This window comes from Pedobacter sp. GW821-FHT01D05 (assembly GCF_059422505.1).
The window spans coordinates 388,582-407,015 of record NZ_JBWKXA010000001.1; the positions used below are offsets into that span (position 1 = coordinate 388,582).

Genomic DNA, 18,434 nt, shown 5'->3' on the forward strand with positions numbered 1-18,434 from the left:
TGAAGGATGTTAATGGAAATGTTGCAGTAAATAAGATCGTCATTGCGAGGCGATTTTTCATCGCCGTGGCAATCTTTTGTCCTCGGTTCGTAAGGGCATAGGTTAAGGATTTATACTTGAAATAAGGATTGAGGTTGGTGAGCCATTAAGCTTTGAAGAGAATTTCTTAATTATATTAATATATTTTTTTCACCTATATTTCCATACTTTAAGCAAATTTATAAAAGATGAAAAAAACGGTCTCTTTACTATTGCTGCTCCTAGTTGGACAGTTTTCCTTCTCTCAACAGAATGTTATTGCAAATGCCAAGCATACAGCACAATTGATGATAGATAATTATCTAAAAAAAGATTATGAAAACTATGTCAATTTTTTATACCCTACAGAAATTAAATATAGAGGTGGTAGAAATAAGTTTGTAATGCTGTTAAAATCTAACGATGAACATAGTAAACTTATTAATATAAAAACGGTTAGTCAAAAAATAATAGGTATCTCAAAAGTTTATCATGCGGGAAAAGAACTTCATTGTGCTATTTCCGTGGAAAATAAAAGCAGTGGTGATGATGGGTTAATGATTTTAAGGACAACATTACTTGCCATCAGTGCTGATCAAGGTAAAACGTGGAAATTTATCACTACGGGAGATAAAACTCCGACTCAAGTGCACAAAATGGTGCCTAAATTTAATGAAGATTTGATGTGGGATGCAGGTTCTTTTAATGTAGTGAAAAAACAGCACAAAAACTGACTAAACTAAAAAGGTCAGATGGTAACATCCGACCTCACTACAAGGGCATAGGATATAGTTGAGATAAGGACTGAGTGAGGTTAGTGAGCCATCAAGCTTGGAAGGAAGAAAATAGTTAAATAGTGAATGATTCAATAAAATGAAAGGTCAGATGGTAGCATCTGACCTCACTATGTTAACTTCTCCGTGCCTTCAGTGCTTCCGTGGCAAACAATCCTAAAAACTACTCTTCTGGATCTTATCATGAAACGGCAAATACTCAGCTAGTGCTGCAGAACCATACCAATTGTATAATTCTGGTTCCAGTAATTTAGCTTTTATGGCCGGATCGCTTTCGAGTAGTTGTTTTGCCTCTTCGATCGATTTTGTATTTAAAACGAAAATACCACGGTAATTTTTATCGTTTTTGCCCATTGGGCCAGCAATTACGAGTTTTTGTGCTTCGACCATTTTACCCATGTTTGCCATATGCCCGGCAAATAAGCTGTCTGTTTTGGCTTTGGTTTCTGTGGTATTCGTACCCGATTTCAGCATAACCAGCACATACATTTTCATGCCGTAGTTATCGGCACCGAGCTTTTTAGCTAATGCTTCATCATAAGGGGCTTTAGCTTTTTTCTCCTGTGCTTGTGTAGCGAGCATAACGGTGATCAGGGAGATGAATAGGAATAATTTTTTCATTTAGTTTATGGTTTGGTTAGTTTAAAAATAAGAAAAATTGTGATTATTTATTCCCCTCCTTTGGAGGGGTGCCCGCCGGGCGGGGTGGTTGTAGCACTCGCTAGGAAAACCCCTCAAAAGAGCCACTGGCCCATGTTAATTAAAACTGATTGCCGCGGTACCGATGTAAAATCGGGAGAAGCAAAAAGCAGGGCTGAATTAACCGAAGTCATTCAAGCCCTGCTTTTCTTATTGTAGTTCATTTGTTCATTCGTTTATTGGTCGATTGCACTAATGAACAAATGGCTAATGAATTATTTAACCAACTAGTTGTTCATCATTTTAATAAAAGCGCCTAATTTAGCTTTCATGGCTCTTCTATCGACAATGAAATCGAGGAAACCGTGTTCAAGAACGAATTCTGAAGTTTGGAAACCTTTTGGTAAATCTTTTTTAATGGTTTCTTTAATTACCCGCGGACCAGCAAAACCGATCAGTGCACCTGGTTCTGCAATATTAATATCGCCCAACATCGCGTATGATGCAGTTACACCACCGGTAGTTGGATCGGTTAATAAAGAGATGTATGGAACTTTAGCCTGACCTAATAAGGCGAGTTTGGCTGATGTTTTGGCCATTTGCATTAATGAAAACGCGGCTTCCATCATACGTGCACCACCTGATTTTGAGATCATCAGGAACGGAACTTTATGTTTAATGCTGTAATCGATCGATCTTGCAATTTTTTCGCCCACAACTGAACCCATCGAACCGCCGATAAAAGCAAAATCCATACAGGCAATTACGAGGTCTTGCCCTTCGATTTTACCAACACCGGCACGGATAGCGTCTTTCAGGCCTGTTTTAGCCTGGCTTTCTTTAATTCTATCGGTGTAAGGTTTGTTATCGTTAAAATTTAAAGGGTCGCCCGATGTTAAGTTAGGAAACAGTTCTTTAAACTCGTTATTATCAAATAAAACCTCGAAATATTCTTTTGAGCCTACTCTCAGGTGGTAATCGCAGTAATGACAAACGTATTTGTTTTCCTGAAGTTCTGCCTGATGTAGCGGTTTTTTACAATTTGGACATTTATTCCACAAACCATCTGGTGCTTCTTTTTTCTCTTCTGTTGTGGTGATGATACCTTTTTTTTCTCTCTTAAACCAAGCCATATAATTTTTTGAAGAATTGGATTGCAAAGAAACGAAAAATAAAATAAAGTCGACCCTTATTAGCTGTAAAAATAGTCAATGGTGAGTTGGTTGATAGTCGATTGGCAATAATTCAAGCGTTGGGTAGGTAATTGAAAACTTGGTTCTGGCTACTGCTAACTGCTAATTGTAAAGTTAAGTGTGTCTTTTTTACACTAAGGATAATGTGATTTTTACACTAAATAGGCCTTATTTTGCTGTTAGGCAAATAATTCTGTTGTTAGAAAAGCTTGGAATGTTATTTTTTTTTATAACTTCGGACTTAATAAAATTAACAAGAAATGAGTTTAAAAGGCTACAAAGGCGTAATTTACGGAGATGCCGTTCAAGAATTGTTTGAGCAGGCTAAAAAACATCAGTTTGCTTTACCAGCAGTTAACGTAACCGGTACAAATACGGTTAATGCGGTATTGGAAACTGCTAAGGCAGTAAATTCGCCTGTTATGATTCAATTATCTAATGGAGGTGCGCAGTTTTATGCAGGCAAATCTTTAGATAATGAGAAATTGCAAGCATGTATTTTAGGTGCTGTATCGGCAGCTAAACATGTACATTTATTGGCAGAGCATTATGGTGTTGCTGTGGTTTTACATACCGACCACGCCGCTAAAAAATTATTGCCTTGGATTGATGGACTTTTAGACCACGGTGAAAAATTCTTCGCTGAAACTGGAAAACCCTTGTTTTCATCTCATATGTTGGATTTATCGGAAGAGTCGATTGAAGAAAACATGGAAATTTCTGCTAAATACTTAGCGCGCATGGCTAAAATGAACATGACTATCGAAATCGAACTTGGTGTTACAGGTGGTGAAGAAGATGGTGTTGATAACAGCGATGTAGACAGCTCTAAATTATATACTCAGCCTAGCGAAGTGGCTTATGCTTACGAAGAATTAAGCAAAGTTTCTCCTCGCTTTACTGTTGCTGCCGCTTTTGGTAACGTGCACGGTGTTTATAAACCGGGTAACGTAAAATTGCAACCGGTAATTTTGAAAAATTCTCAGGATTTTATCAAAGAAAAATTCAGCTTAACTGCAGAGAAACCAATCAACTTCGTATTTCACGGTGGTTCTGGTTCAACTCAGGAAGAAATCAGAGAAGCAATTTCTTATGGTGCAATTAAAATGAATATCGATACTGATATGCAATGGGCATTTTGGGAAGGTATTTTAGAATATTACAAAAAGAATGAAGCTTATCTTCAAGGTCAGATTGGTAATCCTGATGGCGATGATAAACCAAATAAAAAATATTACGATCCACGCGTTTGGTTACGTAAAGGTGAAGAAACTTTTGTGAAACGTTTAACTACTGCTTTCGAAGATCTAAACTGTATCAACGTTAACGATAAGTTATAAGTTCGATTGGTTTTGAAGATTGGATTTACATTCAATCATTCAAAAATCAATCACTCGATAATTAGGCAAAAGCGCCATGAGGTTAAAAACTTATGGCGCTTTTGTTTGTTTTATGGTTATATTTAAGCAAACAAATTGTAATGGCAAAATCTAAAAACGATACCAAAAGAAATAATTTTTTCGAGAAATTTGCCAATGCGGCAACCAAATTTACAGGCAGCTCTGTTGCATTTATAGCGGCAACGGCAATCGTAGTGATTTGGGCAGTAACAGGGCCACTTTTCAATTATTCTGAAACCTGGCAATTGGTAATAAACACGGGCACAACGATTATCACCTTTTTGATGGTTTTTTTGATCCAGAAAGCACAGAATAAAGATGGCAAGGCCATTCAGTTAAAATTGAATGAATTGATTGCTGCGCAACAGGGTGCAAGCAACCGGATGGTAGATATTGAAGATTTGAGCGAAAAAGAACTGGATCAGTTACATAAATTTTACGTTACGATTGCCACACTTGCCAAAAAAGAGGCCGATATTCATTGTTCGCATTCAATTGATGTTGCTGAGGCATTAAATGAATCGAAATTAAAATTGAATAAACACTTTAAACACCACGATAATGAGTCTGCACGTTCAAAAAGTTAACCATCCCGAAGATTTAGATAAAGTATTTGCGATCCGTAAGATTGTATTTGTAGACGAACAGAACTGTCCACCGGAATTGGAGTGGGAACATGAAGATGAATCTACACATTTTCTGGCAACAAATAACGGACAACCTTGCGGTGCCTGCAGATGGCGTAAAACGGATAATGGTTATAAGCTGGAACGTTTCGCGGTTTTAAAAGATTTTAGAGGACAGGGGGTAGGTCGTGCACTAATTGCCGAGGCTTTATCTGACCTGCCAGAAGATGCACATTATATTTACCTGAACTCGCAGTTAGATGCCATGAGTTTGTACGCTAAATTTGGTTTTGTAGCAGAGGGGGAGCAATTTGAGGAAGCTGGGATACAGCATTTTAAGATGGTGAAGAAGGTTTAAAGATGGTTAGCCACGGGGAATGCAAAACTCACAACTCAACTCCATATTTCGTCATTGCGAGGCACGAAACTAGACATATCGTCATTTCGACTGAAGCGCAGCGAAATGGAGAAATCTTTAGATACAGATTTCTCGACTGCGTTTCACTCCGCTCGAAATGACGGCCTAGGCGCCAAATAGAAATTTACCTAAATATCTTCCCTGATAAAACCGTGGCCTCATTCCATTTATCCATATCAAGGTTGAGATTTTCTCCCTTAGCAGTCAAATAGCCAATTACATCTTCGGTAGCAATGTTGCCTGTGAGGTCATCTGCAGCCATTGGGCAGCCTCCAAAACCTTTTAATGCCGAATCTATACGTTTTACCCCTGAACGATAAGCAGCTTCTATCTTTTCGAAACGCTCAGCAGGAGTGGAGTGTAAATGAATACCAATTTCAATAGTGTTAAACCTCGAAATCAGTTTAGGTAATATACTTTCTATCTTTTCTGCTGTGGAAACACCTACAGTATCGGCCAGCGACAAAATCTCTACACCTTTACTCACCAGTACATCAGCCCATTTTTCTACGATTTCATAATTCCATTCATCGCCATAAGGATTGCCAAAACCCATTGATAGGTAAACAACCGCTTTTTTATTATTTTTAGCACAAAGAGAAAGCATTTCTTCTACCGTATTTAATGATTGTGCTATGCTCGAATTGGTATTACGCTGCTGGAAGGTTTCTGAGATCGAAAAAGGGAAACCAAGGTAATCAATGGCCTGATGCTTTACAGCGCTTTCTACCCCCCTTAAATTGGCTACAATGGCCAAGAGTTTGGTAGAAGTGTTGCTTAAATCCAATTGTGCTAAAACTTCGGCGGTATCGGCCATTTGTGGAATGGCTTTAGGCGATACAAAACTTCCAAAATCGAGCGTATCGAAACCTACCTGAAGCAAAAGATTCAAATATTCGGCCTTAAGTCCGGTTGGAACAAAATCGTGTAGTCCTTGCATGGCATCGCGTGGACATTCTACTAATTTGAAGTTGTTTTGGCTCATGTTTTTGGTTTAACCGCAAAATGCGTAAAGTTTTTCGCAAAGAAAAGAAGAAACAGGAAACAAATTTTTATCATCAAAGTTACCTTAAAGACTAAAGACTAAAGACTAAAGACTAAGAAACCTTAACTTCTTCTTTTATGGCTGGTACTTCGTCTCTATAATCTACACTTCGATCTTTTGCAAAGGTTCTGATAATTAAACGGGTTCCTCTATCATAACTGAAATAACTCCAAACCCAGTTTACGAAAACAATAATCTTGTTTCTGAAGCCTACCAATGTCATTAAATGCACAAACATCCAGGTAAACCATGCGAAAACCCCTTGAAAACGGATTTTGCCAATATCTACAACGGCTTTGTTTCTCCCTACTGTAGCCATAGAGCCTTTATCAAAGTATTTAAATTTCTCCAAAGGTTTATTTTCTTTGATGTTGATCAGGTTTTTAGCCAGGTGGTGTCCCTGTTGGATGGCAGCAGGAGCAACTCCAGGATGGCCATTTGGTGTTTCTTCATCAATAATAGCGGCAACATCGCCAATGGCATATACATTTTGATAACCCACCACTAAATTCTGCGTGTCAGTTTTCAATCTGCCGCCTCTTACCACTTCGGCTTTATCTAAACCAGCTAAAACTTGCCCCTTAACACCTGCACTCCAAATTACCGTAGCGCTTAAAATCGGTGCTTTATCCTGTAAGGTAAGCGTATGGCCATCATAACCCAATACCCTGGTTTCGTTCATGATCGTAACGCCCATATCGGTAAGGAAATCTTTGGCTTTTTGCTGTGCCTGTGGCGACATCACCCCTAATAATTCCGGCGAATTTTCGATCAGGTAAATATTTACCTTGCTAAAATCCATTTCAGGATAATCGTTCGGAATAACATGTTTTTTAAGCTCTGCAATAGCCCCAGAGGTCTCAACCCCTGTAGGACCGCCGCCAACTACCACAAAGTTTAATAAGGCACTCTTTTTATCTACATCTTTTTCAATCAGCGATTTTTCGAAATTTTGTAAAATCAAACTTCTTAAATCCAGCGCCTCTGGGATGGATTTCATTGGCATGGAGTTGGCTTCAATTTCTTTATTGCCAAAAAAGTTACTGGTAGAACCTGTAGCAATAACAAGATAATCGTAATTAATTCTGCCGATATCAGTCTGTAAACAGTTTTCTGCTGCGTTAACTTCGGTAACTTTTGTTACGCGAAAAATAAGGTTCTTTTGTCCTTTAAAAATCTTGCGTAGTGGGAAAGCGATCGAATCGGCTTCTAAACCTCCTGTAGCTACCTGATAAAGTAAGGGCTGGAAAGTATGATAGTTATGTTTATCGAGCATAACCACCTGAAAGGGTTTGTTTTTTAAACGTTTAGCTAACTCAATTCCTCCAAATCCACCGCCAACTATAACTACTCTAGGGTATTCGCTTTTAGGAAGTTGTAAATCCATTTTCGTATCCGTTTATCTATTGCTAATGTAACAAAAAGATGGCCAAAAGGTTTAGGAAATGAGGTTTTGGCAGTTATTCTTGCTTAATAATAAAGATATAACGCTGGTATGACGAAGCAGAGTTTTTTAGGTTTTGCTGCACTATTTTAAGTTAATTAAACCTGATGGTAGTGCGCATCCCGATTCTTCATCGGGATAAAACGAACAGCAGGGCTTTCGGAACCGAAGAGCTACAGGTACTGCTTTTCAAAAATCAAAAAATATAGCAAACAACTTTGTGTTCTTTGTGCCTTCGTGGTAAAAAAAAGGCACAAAAAAAAGCGCCCCGATACATCGGAGCGCTTATATATTTTAAGAAATTAATCTCTTACTTTTTCTTCTCGGCTGAGCTACCCAAATCGATTACGATAGGAGTAGAGATACATAATGATGAATATGTACCGATGATACGACCGATTAACAAGGCGAAGATAAATCCGCGGATGCTATCGCCACCGAAAATAAAGATTACCAATAACACGAAGAATACGGTTAATGACGTTAAGATAGTACGACTTAATGTACTGTTTAACGCGAAGTTGATTAAGTTGTTACGCTCTTCACCATGTAAATCTTCTTTACCAGATTCTTTTAATTTTTCACGGATACGGTCGAATACAACAACTGTCTCTGTCATGGTGTAACCCATTACCGTTAAAATTGCTGCAATGAAATCCTGACCGATTTCTAATGAGAACGGCATAATACCATCTAAAATAGTATAGAAAGATAATACCATTAACACATCATGGAACAATGCGATTACCGCACCTAAACCATACTGCCATTTTTTGAACCGTACTACGATATAGATAAACATGAATAAACATGAGATCAATACTGCGTAGAAAGCGCCGTTTACGATATCACTTGCAATGATAGGCGTAACTTTTTGCGAGCTTACAATTTCATATTTAGAACCTGCTAAACCTTTGTTTAAAGCATCTTCTACAACTTTATCAGTTTTAATGTCCTGATCTTCGATGTGGAAAGTAGTGGTAATTTTTACCTGGCTATCTTCACCTGCAGTTTTAACTTCAGGCGTTTCGTTACCGAAAACCGGGTTTAACTTAGCTTTTAAATCTTCAGTGTTAACTGCTTTATCGAAGTGAACTAAATAAGTTCTACCTCCTTTAAAATCTACACCTAAGTTTAATCCGCCATTTTTGAAATACATACCAATACCAGCAATAATAATGATGGTAGAGATTACGTAGTAAATTTTACGACGGCCAACGAAGTTGAAACTGATGTTTTTAAATGCGTTACGGGTGATGCTGTTATCGAAACTTACATCGATTTTGCGGTTTAATAACGATTCGAAAACTACTCTCGAAATGGCTACAGCTGCAAATAATGAAGAAAGGATACCGATACATAATGTAGTTGCGAAACCTTGAACCGGACCGCTACCGAAAACGTACAGGATAGCACCTAAAATAAATAAGGTAACGTTCGAGTCGATAATTGAAGGCATTGCATGTTTAAAACCTTCTTTAATTGCATTAGCCGTATTTTTGCCATGGGCAAGCTCTTCACGTACACGCTCAAAAATAAGGATGTTTGCATCTACCGATAAACCAATGGTTAATACGATACCAGCAATACCAGGTAAGGTTAATACTGCACCAAGTGATACCAGGATACCAATGATGAAGAACAAGTTGATTAACAATGCAAAGTTAGCAACCCAACCTGCACGGTGATAATACAACGCCATGAAGATTAAGATTACGATAAAGGCAATTACGAATGAAATTAAACCATCGTGAATCGCTTGTGCACCTAAAGTTGGACCAACTACATAGCTACCTGCAATACGTGCAGGAGCAGGTAATTTACCAGCTTTTAAGATGTTAGATAAATCTTTAGTATCGGCTTGGGTAAAGTTACCGGTAATTGATGAAACACCACCAGCAATTTCATTCTGTACGGTAGGAGCAGAATAAACCTGGTTATCTAATACAATGGCAATAGATTTTTTGTTGTTTGGATCAGCAGCAGCTTCAGCAGTAATTTTTTTCCATTTAGCAGAACCTTCGCTGGTCATGTACATGGTTACTTCCGGTTTACCTTTTTGATCAAAATCTGCACGCGAATCGCTGATTGCCTCACCACCTAAATCTGGTTTGCCATCAGCACTAACCACTTTAATTGCATATAATTCGAAAATTTTCGAACCTTCTCTAGGTTTAACACTCCACATAAATTTCATCGTAGATGGAATAGATGCAGCAACTTCAGGAAGTTTTAAATAAGCATTAACCTTTGCAGTATCTTTTTGTAACGACATACCAACAACTGCACCAGGCATTAATTGTTGTTGTCCGTTTTCGCCTTGGTAAATAGGAAGGTTAAGAACAGCATATAATGGGTTAGATTTAATCAATTCAGCTTTAACCGCACTCGAATCTTTTTTACCTAAACCAGCAAGTTTGCCACCTTTAGCTGTAGTGTCTTTAGCAGCAGCTTTTTCTAAACCAGCTAATTTGCCGCCAGCAGCCGGAGCAGCCGTTGTATCTTTAGTTGCAGGCGCATCAGCTTTTAATGTTGCAGCTAAAATTTTATTAATGTTTTCTAACAATGGTGCAACTTCTTGTACCTGGTATACTTGCCAGAACTGCAATTCGGCAGAACCCTGTAAAAGTTTAGCAATACGCTCTTTATCTTGTACACCTGGCATTTCGATTAAGATCCGGTTGCTGCCTTCTTGTTTTTGCATGTTCGGACTAACAACACCGAAACCATCAATACGTGAACGTAGAACTGTAAATGAACGATCGATCGCACTAGTAGCTTCTTTTTCCAAGAAAGATTCAACATCGCTATTGCTTGCGTTAGGTTTTAACTGAGATGCGTTATCCTGGTTAGAAAAATAATCTGCAAGTTTTACTCCAGGGCTTAATTTTTCGAATTCATCAACAAAAATTTTGATGTAATCTTTACCACCGGCATTTAACTGGATCTGTGCGTTCTGAACTGCTTTGTTAAAGTTAGCATCAGTAGGGTTGCCCGCTAATGATTTTACCAACTCTGCTAACGATATCTCCATCGTTACGTTCATTCCGCCTTTTAAGTCTAAACCCAAATTAATCTCTTTCGCTTTTACCTCTTGATAAGTAAATCCAACTACTGGATAAACTTTCACGGTACTCATCGAATCTAAGTAAGCCTTTTCTTTGGCCAAATCACCCTTCGCAGCGTTTTTTGCGTCTTTTTCCACCTTGGATGCTACCAAAGTAAAAGAAAGTGCGTACGCACAAACGATAGCCAATACTATCGCTATAAACTTAATAAAACCTTTTCCTTGCATTGTTTGTTTAAAATAATTTGTCTTTCGCTGTTTTTTAACAAGTCGGCAAATCTAATTAAATTTTTAAATTATAGAACCCCTTAATTGATAATTTATTAACATTAATTTTTATCGGGCAATAATCTCATTTTTTGTCTGCTAATCGTTTTACTAAATACTTGCATTTTGATACGATCATGATTGGGAAAGCAGGTGCAGCACTTTTGGCTCTGGTTCGGTCCCGCTAATGTTTCTGCCCCGATAGAAAAATCGGGGGCATCCACGTATATCGGGTTTAGCTGGCAAGGGAAGAAGTGCTATTAAACTAGCAATAATAGTCTCCTCAGTTCAATTCACTAAAATGACCGTCATGCTGAATTTATTTTATTAGCAGTTTTTATAGTATTAAAGGTCTAATAGCTACTTTGTGGTCAGCGTCTTTCTTGCAAGATAGACCCTGATCCCCGAAACTTCGGGACAGGGTGACGACCCAAGAAAAAGGTATCTTCGTTGCTAAATCCTTTCTAAAACCTCAAAAGTATAATCGTATTTATTCTTTTCGTCGGCTTTATGGGCTTCGCTGCTTATTAATTTCCATTCGTTCCGGTCAATTTCAGGGAAAAAAGTATCTGCATCAAAATCGTGGTGGATGGTGGTTAAATAAAGTGTTTTTGTTTTTGGTAAGGCTTGTCTGTAAATTTCAGCTCCACCTACAATAAATACGGGCTTATCTTCCGTTTGGGTAATGGCTAAAGCTTCATCCAAACTGTTTACTACTTCAGCGCCTTCAATTTTTAAATCCGGATCTCTGGTAATTACAATATTCCTGCGGTTTGGTAATGGTCTGCCTACAGAATCAAATGTTTTGCGGCCCATTACTACGGTATGCTCCGATGTAGTTTGTTTAAAAAACTTTAAATCGGCCGGCATGTGCCATAAAAGCTGGTTGTTTTTACCTATTGCGAAGTTCTCACCTACAGCTACGGCTATTGAAAGCGAAGGGCTTTCTAGTTCATTAGTCATTAGTCATTTGTTTATTAGTGCACTGTAAAGTGCATTAGGGCATAATTTCTAAGTATGATCCCCACATGCGTCGACAAGTTAAAACTTGTTTAAATTTTTTCCAATATATTTTATATAAGCATTCAGTTTTAAATGGATTGTTTGCAATTCCATATAAAGTTCTGAATAACAATCTTCAGATATCAAATTTCTGTTTTTTGATTTCCGAAGAAATGATTTTACCTCTAAAATTGAACCCCGGCTGTAATAACAAAAGTTTTTGTTCTCCTTATAGTGGTATCGGCCATATCCTTCAGCAATATTAGCGCTAATCGAATCTGCAGCTCTGCATATTTGTTTTCCGATGGTGTCTCTGGCGAAATAATCCCATTCCATAACGATATCCAGATTCTATCAGAAATTATCTCTGATAGGTTATAGACTTCTAAATCCTCTAATTTATAATTCATGATTTCTCTTGATTAAGTAAATTAAAGGGATGATTTTCTAAAAAAATAGGGGTATTCAATTCTGCATCCAAACAAATGAACCAATGGCTAATGATCAGTGAACAAATGTTACACCGCCACTATCCCTTTAATATGCGGATGCGCTTCGTAATTCTCCAAAGTAAAATCCTCAAATTTGAAATCGAAGATGCTCTTCACCTCAGGATTGATTTTCATGGTTGGCAATGCTTTAGGCTCACGGCTTAATTGCAGGTTGGCCTGTTCGATATGGTTATTGTATAAATGTGCGTCACCGAGCGTATGGATAAAATCTCCGGCTTCTAAGCCGCATACCTGCGCCACCATCATGGTTAGTAAAGCATAAGATGCAATATTAAAAGGTACGCCCAAAAAAATATCGGCACTGCGCTGATATAACTGGCAGCTTAACTTCCCATCAGCTACATAGAATTGAAAAAAGGCATGACAAGGGGGTAAAGCCATATTTTCGATTTCAGCAACGTTCCATGCAGAAACAATAATTCTCCGCGAATCGGGATTGTTCTTTATCGTATTGATGATATTGGTAATCTGATCGATATACTGCCCATCGGGTGTTGGCCAGCTTCTCCATTGCGAACCATAAACCGGTCCCAAGTTGCCGTTTTCGTCAGCCCATTCGTCCCAAATACGAACGCCATTATCTTTTAAGTATTTAATATTGGTATCGCCGGTTAAAAACCAGATTAACTCATGTATAATAGATTTTAAGTGCAGTTTCTTTGTCGTCACCATCGGAAAACCTTCCTGAAGGTTAAAGCGCATCTGGTAACCAAAAACGCTTATGGTTCCAGTACCGGTACGGTCGTGCTTTTGAGCGCCATGATCGAGCACATGCTGCATTAAATCTAAATATTGTTTCATACTGTTCTGATAATTTACAAATATCTAAAATTTATCAGGTGTTGTAAATCATTTTAATGTTTAATTGTTAACATCGGTTGTGTGTAGTCAGGGTGTGTAATTTTCGCGAGTAGTCCCGGTGTGAAGCCGGGACCTACGGAAAATTTGTATGTTTGTGCCGAGGGTTATGACTTTAATGGCCATTAACTATTGACTATTAAACCATGGACTCAAGACTATTGACTACAGACTCACGCTAAAATGTTATCTTTTCCAAACGCAAAAATAAATCTTGGTTTAAATATTACCGAAAAACGTGCTGATGGTTACCATAACCTCGAAACGGTTTTTTATCCGATCAATATTAGGGATTCGGTCGAAATTACCGATGCGGAAGAAACTTCGTGCAAAATCCATGGCATTGATATTCCTGGCGATGCGAACGATAACCTGTGTGTTAAAGCCTATCAATTGGTAAAAAATGATTATGATATTCCGGCGCAGCAGATCAATTTACTGAAAAATATTCCTGTGGGTGCAGGTTTGGGTGGAGGATCGGCAGATTGTGCTTTCCTGATTAAATTGTTGAATGAGAAATTCAGTTTAGGAATGTCGGTTGATAAGATGGAAGGTTACGCCCGTAAGCTAGGGGCAGACTGTGCTTTTTTTATCGAGAACAAACCTGTTTATGCTTTTAATAAAGGTGATGAATTTGAAAAGTGTGAAATAGATTTGTCAGCCTGGTTTAAAGTTTTGGTAAAACCGCCAGTACACGTGAGTACGGCCGATGCTTATGCACAGGTAAAACCGCAAAAACCTTTGCAATCGTTAAAAGAAATCATACATTTGTGCCCAACAACATGGAAAAATAAGGTTATCAACGATTTCGAGCTATCGGTATTCGCAAAGTATCCCCAAATTCGTCAAATAAAAACCAGTTTATACGATGCAGGCGCAACATTCGCTTTAATGAGTGGCAGCGGTTCGTCGGTTTTTGCAATTTTCGACCATCCGGTTAAATTGCCCGAACTGGAAGAAAATAACTTAGTATTTTATAATATTTAAATTAAGGTAGAGGGTTAGAAGGTAGAAGGCTTAAGGTCTTGTTTCCTGATACTCAATACTCTATACGATTAATATGAACATAAATCTAATTCGCAAGAGCGGTAAATTTAATTTTGAAGCAGAAAACGAGAGCGGTTTTACCGTTGAGTTGGATGCAAAAGCTGCCATTGGTGGCGAAGGAAAGGGTTTCAGGCCGATGGAGATGTTACTGATTGGATTGGGTGGCTGCAGCGGTATTGATATGGTAAATGTATTAACCAAGCAGAAGGAGCCACTTGATGATATTAAAATTGCTATAAATGCTACCAGAAAAGAGGAAGAAATGCCACCGATTTTTGATGTAATCGATATTCATTTCGATTTATTTGGCGATTTAAGCGTTCAAAAAGTAGAACGGGCATTAGCCATGACTTTCGATAAATATTGTTCTGTATCGAATATTTTAGGCCGCTCTGCAACTATTAATTTTACTTACAAAATAAACAAATAGGAAGGTAGGGATGATAAAGTAGAGAAGTATAAAGTAACAAGTAGCAAGTAACAAGTATCGAGAAGCAAATCTTAAAATTTATAATGACGATTTTATTCTCACACTACATCTTGATACTTGATACTCAAATCTTGATACTAAAATATTGATACCTATCCCTTGATACTAAAATCTTGATACTTAAAAATGAAATCCGAAAATTTTGAAACCATAGCTATACGCACTCAAACCGAACGCAGTTTGCACAAAGAGCATTCTTCGCCAATTTACCTTACTTCGAGTTATAAGTTTGAAGATGCGGAAGAAATGCGTGCTTTGTTTGCCAACGAAAAGGAAGGGAATGTATATAGCCGTTATTCAAATCCAAATACATCAGAGTTTATAGAGAAAATGTGCCTTTTAGAGGGGGCTGAAGATGGTTTCGCCACTGCAACAGGTATGGCCGCGATTTTTACCACATTTGGTGCGTTTTTAAAAAGTGGCGACCATTTGGTTTCAAGCAGATCGGTTTTTGGTTCTACACATCAATTATTAACCAATGTTTTTTCTAACTGGGGCATCACTTTCGATTATGCCGATCTGGATAAACCACAGGATTGGGAAGCTTTGATTAAACCCAACACCAAAATGATTTTTGTGGAAACGCCATCTAATCCAGGTATCGACATTATCGATCTTGAATTTTTGGGCGATCTGGCTAAAAAACACAATGTATTACTGGTTATTGATAATTGTTTTGCAACACCATATCTGCAACAGCCGATTAAGTATGGTGCACACATTTCGATCCACTCAGCTACCAAATATATTGATGGGCAAGGAAGAGTGTTGGGTGGCGTTATTTTAGGTACCAAAGATTTAATCGCAGATGTAATTGGTTTTGCCCGTCACAGTGGGCCGGCATTATCGCCTTTTAATGCATGGATTTTATCTAAGAGTTTAGAAACGCTGGCCATCCGTATGGACCGCCATTGCGAAAATGCTTTAAAAGTTGCCGAATATTTAGAAAAACACCCGAAAATTAAACTGGTTAAATATCCGTTTTTACCATCACACCCGCAGTACGATATTGCCAAAAAGCAAATGAAACAGGGTGGTGGTATTGTAACCATTGTGATTGAAGGCGGTATAGATGCTGCACGTAAGTTTATGAACAGTTTGCAAATGTTCTCTATTTCAGCAAATTTGGCTGATACCCGCTCAATTGCAACACACCCTGCTACCAGTACACACAGCAAACTTACCGAAGAACAACGTAACGAAGTTGGTATTGAGCAAGGTTCCATCCGTTTATCAATCGGTTTAGAGCATATCAATGATATTTTAGCTGATATTGAACAGGCATTGGCTTAAGGCATGATATCGTCATTTCGACCGTAGTGGAGAAATCTTTGTACTATGATAAAAGATTTCTCCATTTCGCTACGCTTCAGTCGAAATGACGAATTTTCTCAGCGAGATAGATTTAAAAATATGATATAGCCTCTTTTTATTTGATTAAAGCTGCTATTCGTATTTTGAAAAATCTACCGCGAATATACAACGGTTAACCTGACTGCCGTTTTGAGCTCCGGCATTGGGTTCAAATTCTGTTAAGCTCCATAAATACCCGTATTGCGCTTCAAGATATAACGATTCAGCGCCGTATGGCCACCTGTATCGAACAGTATTCGTATCACCATCTGTATACCTTGCTAAGCGGGCGGTTGATCCGTACGATTCGCTAGGCGACCCAGTGCAAGAAAGCCAGGTTCTATTCCCTTTTCTAAAAACGCCTTGTATCCCATGCGCATGATCTGAAGTAAATAGGCTGTTTTTTGGAATCACAGTTTGTATACCCGAATTCTGCAATTCTCCCGATGTGTTTATCGGGAACCCGAATATTTTAGGTACAATTGATGCATCTGCACTGCCGGCGTAATATTGCCCTGTCCATAATTGGTTGTTCTCATAATTTACCTGTACGGTTGAAAAAGGACTTGCCTCATTAATTTTATAATAACCTATTTGTGGAAGGATGTACCTGTAATTAAAAGCATAAAGATTACCGCTGGCATCTTTTCCGCACTTATCATCAGTGCCGGTCCCTGTAGTCACTTCAATAATTTTGTCTAAATCGAATACCCTTAATCCTAAACTTGTACTGCTTAAATAAACTTTACCATTAAAATAAGCTACTCCACCTGCATGCACATTTAAAGGGGCGTAAGCGCCATATTGCGTATAATCCACTGTGCCGGTTGGAAGGGTAGGCTGTACCAATAATATATGCCGGTAAGTTAAATAAGTGCTCGAACTTGGGCTTATATCAATCAGCGTGATTCTCGATCCTTTGCTCTCTGCAGCATCTTTGGCATACCAGCTTACCAATAAATAGCGTACACCATTTCTGGAGAAACCGGCAATTCCCTGTGGGCGCCATATTGATGTGGTTTCATCATCTTCATTCCATCTTATACCTCTAACTCTATTCTCTTCAGGAACATTAAAGCCATATACCTCAGTGTAAGCACTGCCACCAATGGCCTGGCGGTTTTTGTCAATTTGTGTTGGGTTTAAAAATGAAAAACCCGCGCTGATGTAGCTTGATGTATTCGTGTAGGCATTTACACTTACAGCAGCACTGGTTTCTGCGGCAGTGGCCAACATGGTGTTTTTCTTTTGGTTTGTTGTGTAGAGGTTCTCTTCAGGCAATTTGTTCTTTTTGCAGGAAAATGCGAATAGGCAAGGTGCTAATAGCATCCAAATGATGTTTTTTTGCATGGGTTTTAAAAGGTTGATTGTATGGTTAAATTTAAACAAGTTTAAAAGATCGGTGTAAATTTAAAACCGAAACGGTGTTAAGGATTGGTTATGTTATGGTAGTCCAAATTGTTTTGTCCAGACTTCGGAAATCTTTCAAAAAAACTAAATTCGTATTATGATGAATGATCTAGATTTTGTCCTTGCCGAATTAAAATCCATCAGTGAGCCTGAGTATTTAGTGAAAATGGCTCATTTTGGGATCGATATTTCTAAGGCTTTTGGTATTCGCGTACCCAAAATCCGCAAGCTGGCCAAACAGATTGGTAAAAACCAGGAACTGTCTTTACTGCTTTGGGAGACTGGATTTCATGAAGCTCGGCTTTTAGCAACCTTTATAGGTGATTATAAAGAAGTGGGAGAAGCGCAAATAAATGCATGGACGAATGATTTTAGTTCCTGGGATATATGTGACCAGGCTTGCGGAAATCTTTTCGTTAAAACGCCTTATTTTAAGTCGAAAGCTTTTGAGTTTGCCAAAGCTGAAGCCGAATTTGTGAAACGTACCGGCTTTGTGCTGATGGCCGAGGCAGCTGTACACCTTAAAAAAGAAGCCAACGAAACTTTTTTAAGTTTTCTTCCAATTATCGAAAGGGAGGCTTACGATAACCGGAATTTTGTTAAAAAGGCCGCAAACTGGGCATTAAGGCAGATTGGCAAACGAAATGTTTTCCTGCATGAGCATGCCATCCAAACCGCAAACAATATCCTTGCTCAAAACAACAAAAAAGCAAACTGGGTAGCTTTAGATGCCTTGAGAGAGCTTAATAGCGATGCCGTACTGGCAAAGCACGGGCTTTAGTGCATCAGGTTTTAAACCGCTTACCGCCAAACGCCCCACGCTAAACGCGTCGCGCTAAACTTTCTTACCC

General features: G+C 38.4%; 17 protein-coding genes. 8 read left to right on the top strand and 9 right to left on the bottom strand.

All coding sequences use genetic code 11. From position 1 onward, the window contains the following. Positions 1-227 precede the first annotated feature (227 nt). Positions 228-752, top strand: coding sequence for a hypothetical protein (locus tag AC07VK_RS01550; protein WP_492957855.1), 525 nt, complete (start codon positions 228-230; stop codon positions 750-752). 216 nt (positions 753-968) lie between these two features. Here AC07VK_RS01550 and AC07VK_RS01555 read toward each other — a convergent pair whose 3' ends face one another. Both AC07VK_RS01555 and accD read right to left on the bottom strand, forming a co-directional pair. After that, positions 969-1,433, bottom strand: coding sequence for a YciI family protein (locus AC07VK_RS01555; protein WP_492957857.1), 465 nt, complete (start codon positions 1,431-1,433; stop codon positions 969-971). 305 nt (positions 1,434-1,738) lie between these two features. Further along, complete coding sequence (gene accD, locus AC07VK_RS01560) at positions 1,739-2,584, bottom strand: acetyl-CoA carboxylase, carboxyltransferase subunit beta (RefSeq protein ID WP_057933455.1); 846 nt, start codon at positions 2,582-2,584, stop codon at positions 1,739-1,741. Positions 2,585-2,904: 320 nt separating this feature from the next. Here accD and fbaA point away from each other — a divergent pair, with 320 nt between their 5' ends. From fbaA to AC07VK_RS01575, 3 genes are all read left to right on the top strand, one after another. Beyond that, complete coding sequence (gene fbaA / locus AC07VK_RS01565) at positions 2,905-3,984, top strand: class II fructose-bisphosphate aldolase (protein ID WP_029276269.1); 1,080 nt, start codon at positions 2,905-2,907, stop codon at positions 3,982-3,984. Between the two features lie 140 nt (positions 3,985-4,124). Continuing rightward, positions 4,125-4,631 carry a low affinity iron permease family protein gene (locus AC07VK_RS01570; protein ID WP_492955811.1) on the top strand — a complete coding sequence of 169 codons (507 nt, stop codon included), beginning with the start codon at positions 4,125-4,127 and terminating at the stop codon, positions 4,629-4,631. Further along, the gene (locus AC07VK_RS01575; RefSeq protein WP_057933453.1) at positions 4,606-5,028 is read left to right on the top strand and encodes a GNAT family N-acetyltransferase; all 423 of its coding nucleotides are present in this window, start codon (positions 4,606-4,608) and stop codon (positions 5,026-5,028) included. Before AC07VK_RS01570 ends, AC07VK_RS01575 begins: the two co-directional genes overlap by 26 nt. A gap of 184 nt (positions 5,029-5,212) precedes the next feature. On the opposite strand, the gene AC07VK_RS01580 is transcribed toward AC07VK_RS01575, so the two are convergent. From AC07VK_RS01580 to AC07VK_RS01605, 6 genes are all read right to left on the bottom strand, one after another. Then, positions 5,213-6,073, bottom strand: a complete 861-nt coding sequence (locus AC07VK_RS01580) for a hydroxymethylglutaryl-CoA lyase (RefSeq protein ID WP_492957859.1) — start codon at positions 6,071-6,073, stop codon at positions 5,213-5,215. A gap of 112 nt (positions 6,074-6,185) precedes the next feature. Next, positions 6,186-7,520 carry an NAD(P)/FAD-dependent oxidoreductase gene (locus AC07VK_RS01585; protein ID WP_492957861.1) on the bottom strand — a complete coding sequence of 445 codons (1,335 nt, stop codon included), beginning with the start codon at positions 7,518-7,520 and terminating at the stop codon, positions 6,186-6,188. Positions 7,521-7,887: 367 nt separating this feature from the next. Further along, positions 7,888-10,872, bottom strand: coding sequence for a protein translocase subunit SecDF (secDF, locus tag AC07VK_RS01590; protein WP_492957863.1), 2,985 nt, complete (start codon positions 10,870-10,872; stop codon positions 7,888-7,890). Positions 10,873-11,364: 492 nt separating this feature from the next. Beyond that, entirely contained in the window at positions 11,365-11,874 is a 510-nt protein-coding gene (locus AC07VK_RS01595; protein ID WP_492957865.1) for a dihydrofolate reductase, read from the bottom strand. A gap of 78 nt (positions 11,875-11,952) precedes the next feature. Continuing rightward, the gene (locus AC07VK_RS01600; RefSeq protein WP_494939774.1) at positions 11,953-12,249 is read right to left on the bottom strand and encodes a four helix bundle protein; all 297 of its coding nucleotides are present in this window, start codon (positions 12,247-12,249) and stop codon (positions 11,953-11,955) included. A 182-nt stretch (positions 12,250-12,431) separates the two neighbouring features. Then, positions 12,432-13,226, bottom strand: a complete 795-nt coding sequence (locus AC07VK_RS01605) for a thymidylate synthase (RefSeq protein WP_492957867.1) — start codon at positions 13,224-13,226, stop codon at positions 12,432-12,434. A gap of 240 nt (positions 13,227-13,466) precedes the next feature. Between AC07VK_RS01605 and ispE the strand changes: the two genes are divergently transcribed. The 3 genes from ispE to AC07VK_RS01620 all read left to right on the top strand — a co-directional run bounded on the left by ispE (position 13,467) and on the right by AC07VK_RS01620 (position 16,113). Next, the gene (ispE, locus tag AC07VK_RS01610) at positions 13,467-14,270 is read left to right on the top strand and encodes a 4-(cytidine 5'-diphospho)-2-C-methyl-D-erythritol kinase (RefSeq protein ID WP_492957869.1); all 804 of its coding nucleotides are present in this window, start codon (positions 13,467-13,469) and stop codon (positions 14,268-14,270) included. A 73-nt stretch (positions 14,271-14,343) separates the two neighbouring features. Next, complete coding sequence (locus AC07VK_RS01615; RefSeq protein ID WP_492957871.1) at positions 14,344-14,760, top strand: OsmC family protein; 417 nt, start codon at positions 14,344-14,346, stop codon at positions 14,758-14,760. Positions 14,761-14,946: 186 nt separating this feature from the next. Beyond that, positions 14,947-16,113, top strand: coding sequence for a trans-sulfuration enzyme family protein (locus AC07VK_RS01620; RefSeq protein ID WP_492957873.1), 1,167 nt, complete (start codon positions 14,947-14,949; stop codon positions 16,111-16,113). 153 nt (positions 16,114-16,266) lie between these two features. Here the strand turns inward: AC07VK_RS01620 and AC07VK_RS01625 are convergent, their stop codons facing one another. Next, on the bottom strand, positions 16,267-17,523 hold the full coding sequence (locus tag AC07VK_RS01625) for a hypothetical protein (RefSeq protein ID WP_492957875.1): 1,257 nt from the start codon (positions 17,521-17,523) through the stop codon (positions 16,267-16,269). Positions 17,524-17,680: 157 nt separating this feature from the next. Here AC07VK_RS01625 and AC07VK_RS01630 point away from each other — a divergent pair, with 157 nt between their 5' ends. Then, on the top strand, positions 17,681-18,364 hold the full coding sequence (locus tag AC07VK_RS01630) for a DNA alkylation repair protein (protein ID WP_492957877.1): 684 nt from the start codon (positions 17,681-17,683) through the stop codon (positions 18,362-18,364). The last annotated feature ends 70 nt before the right edge of the window (positions 18,365-18,434 follow it).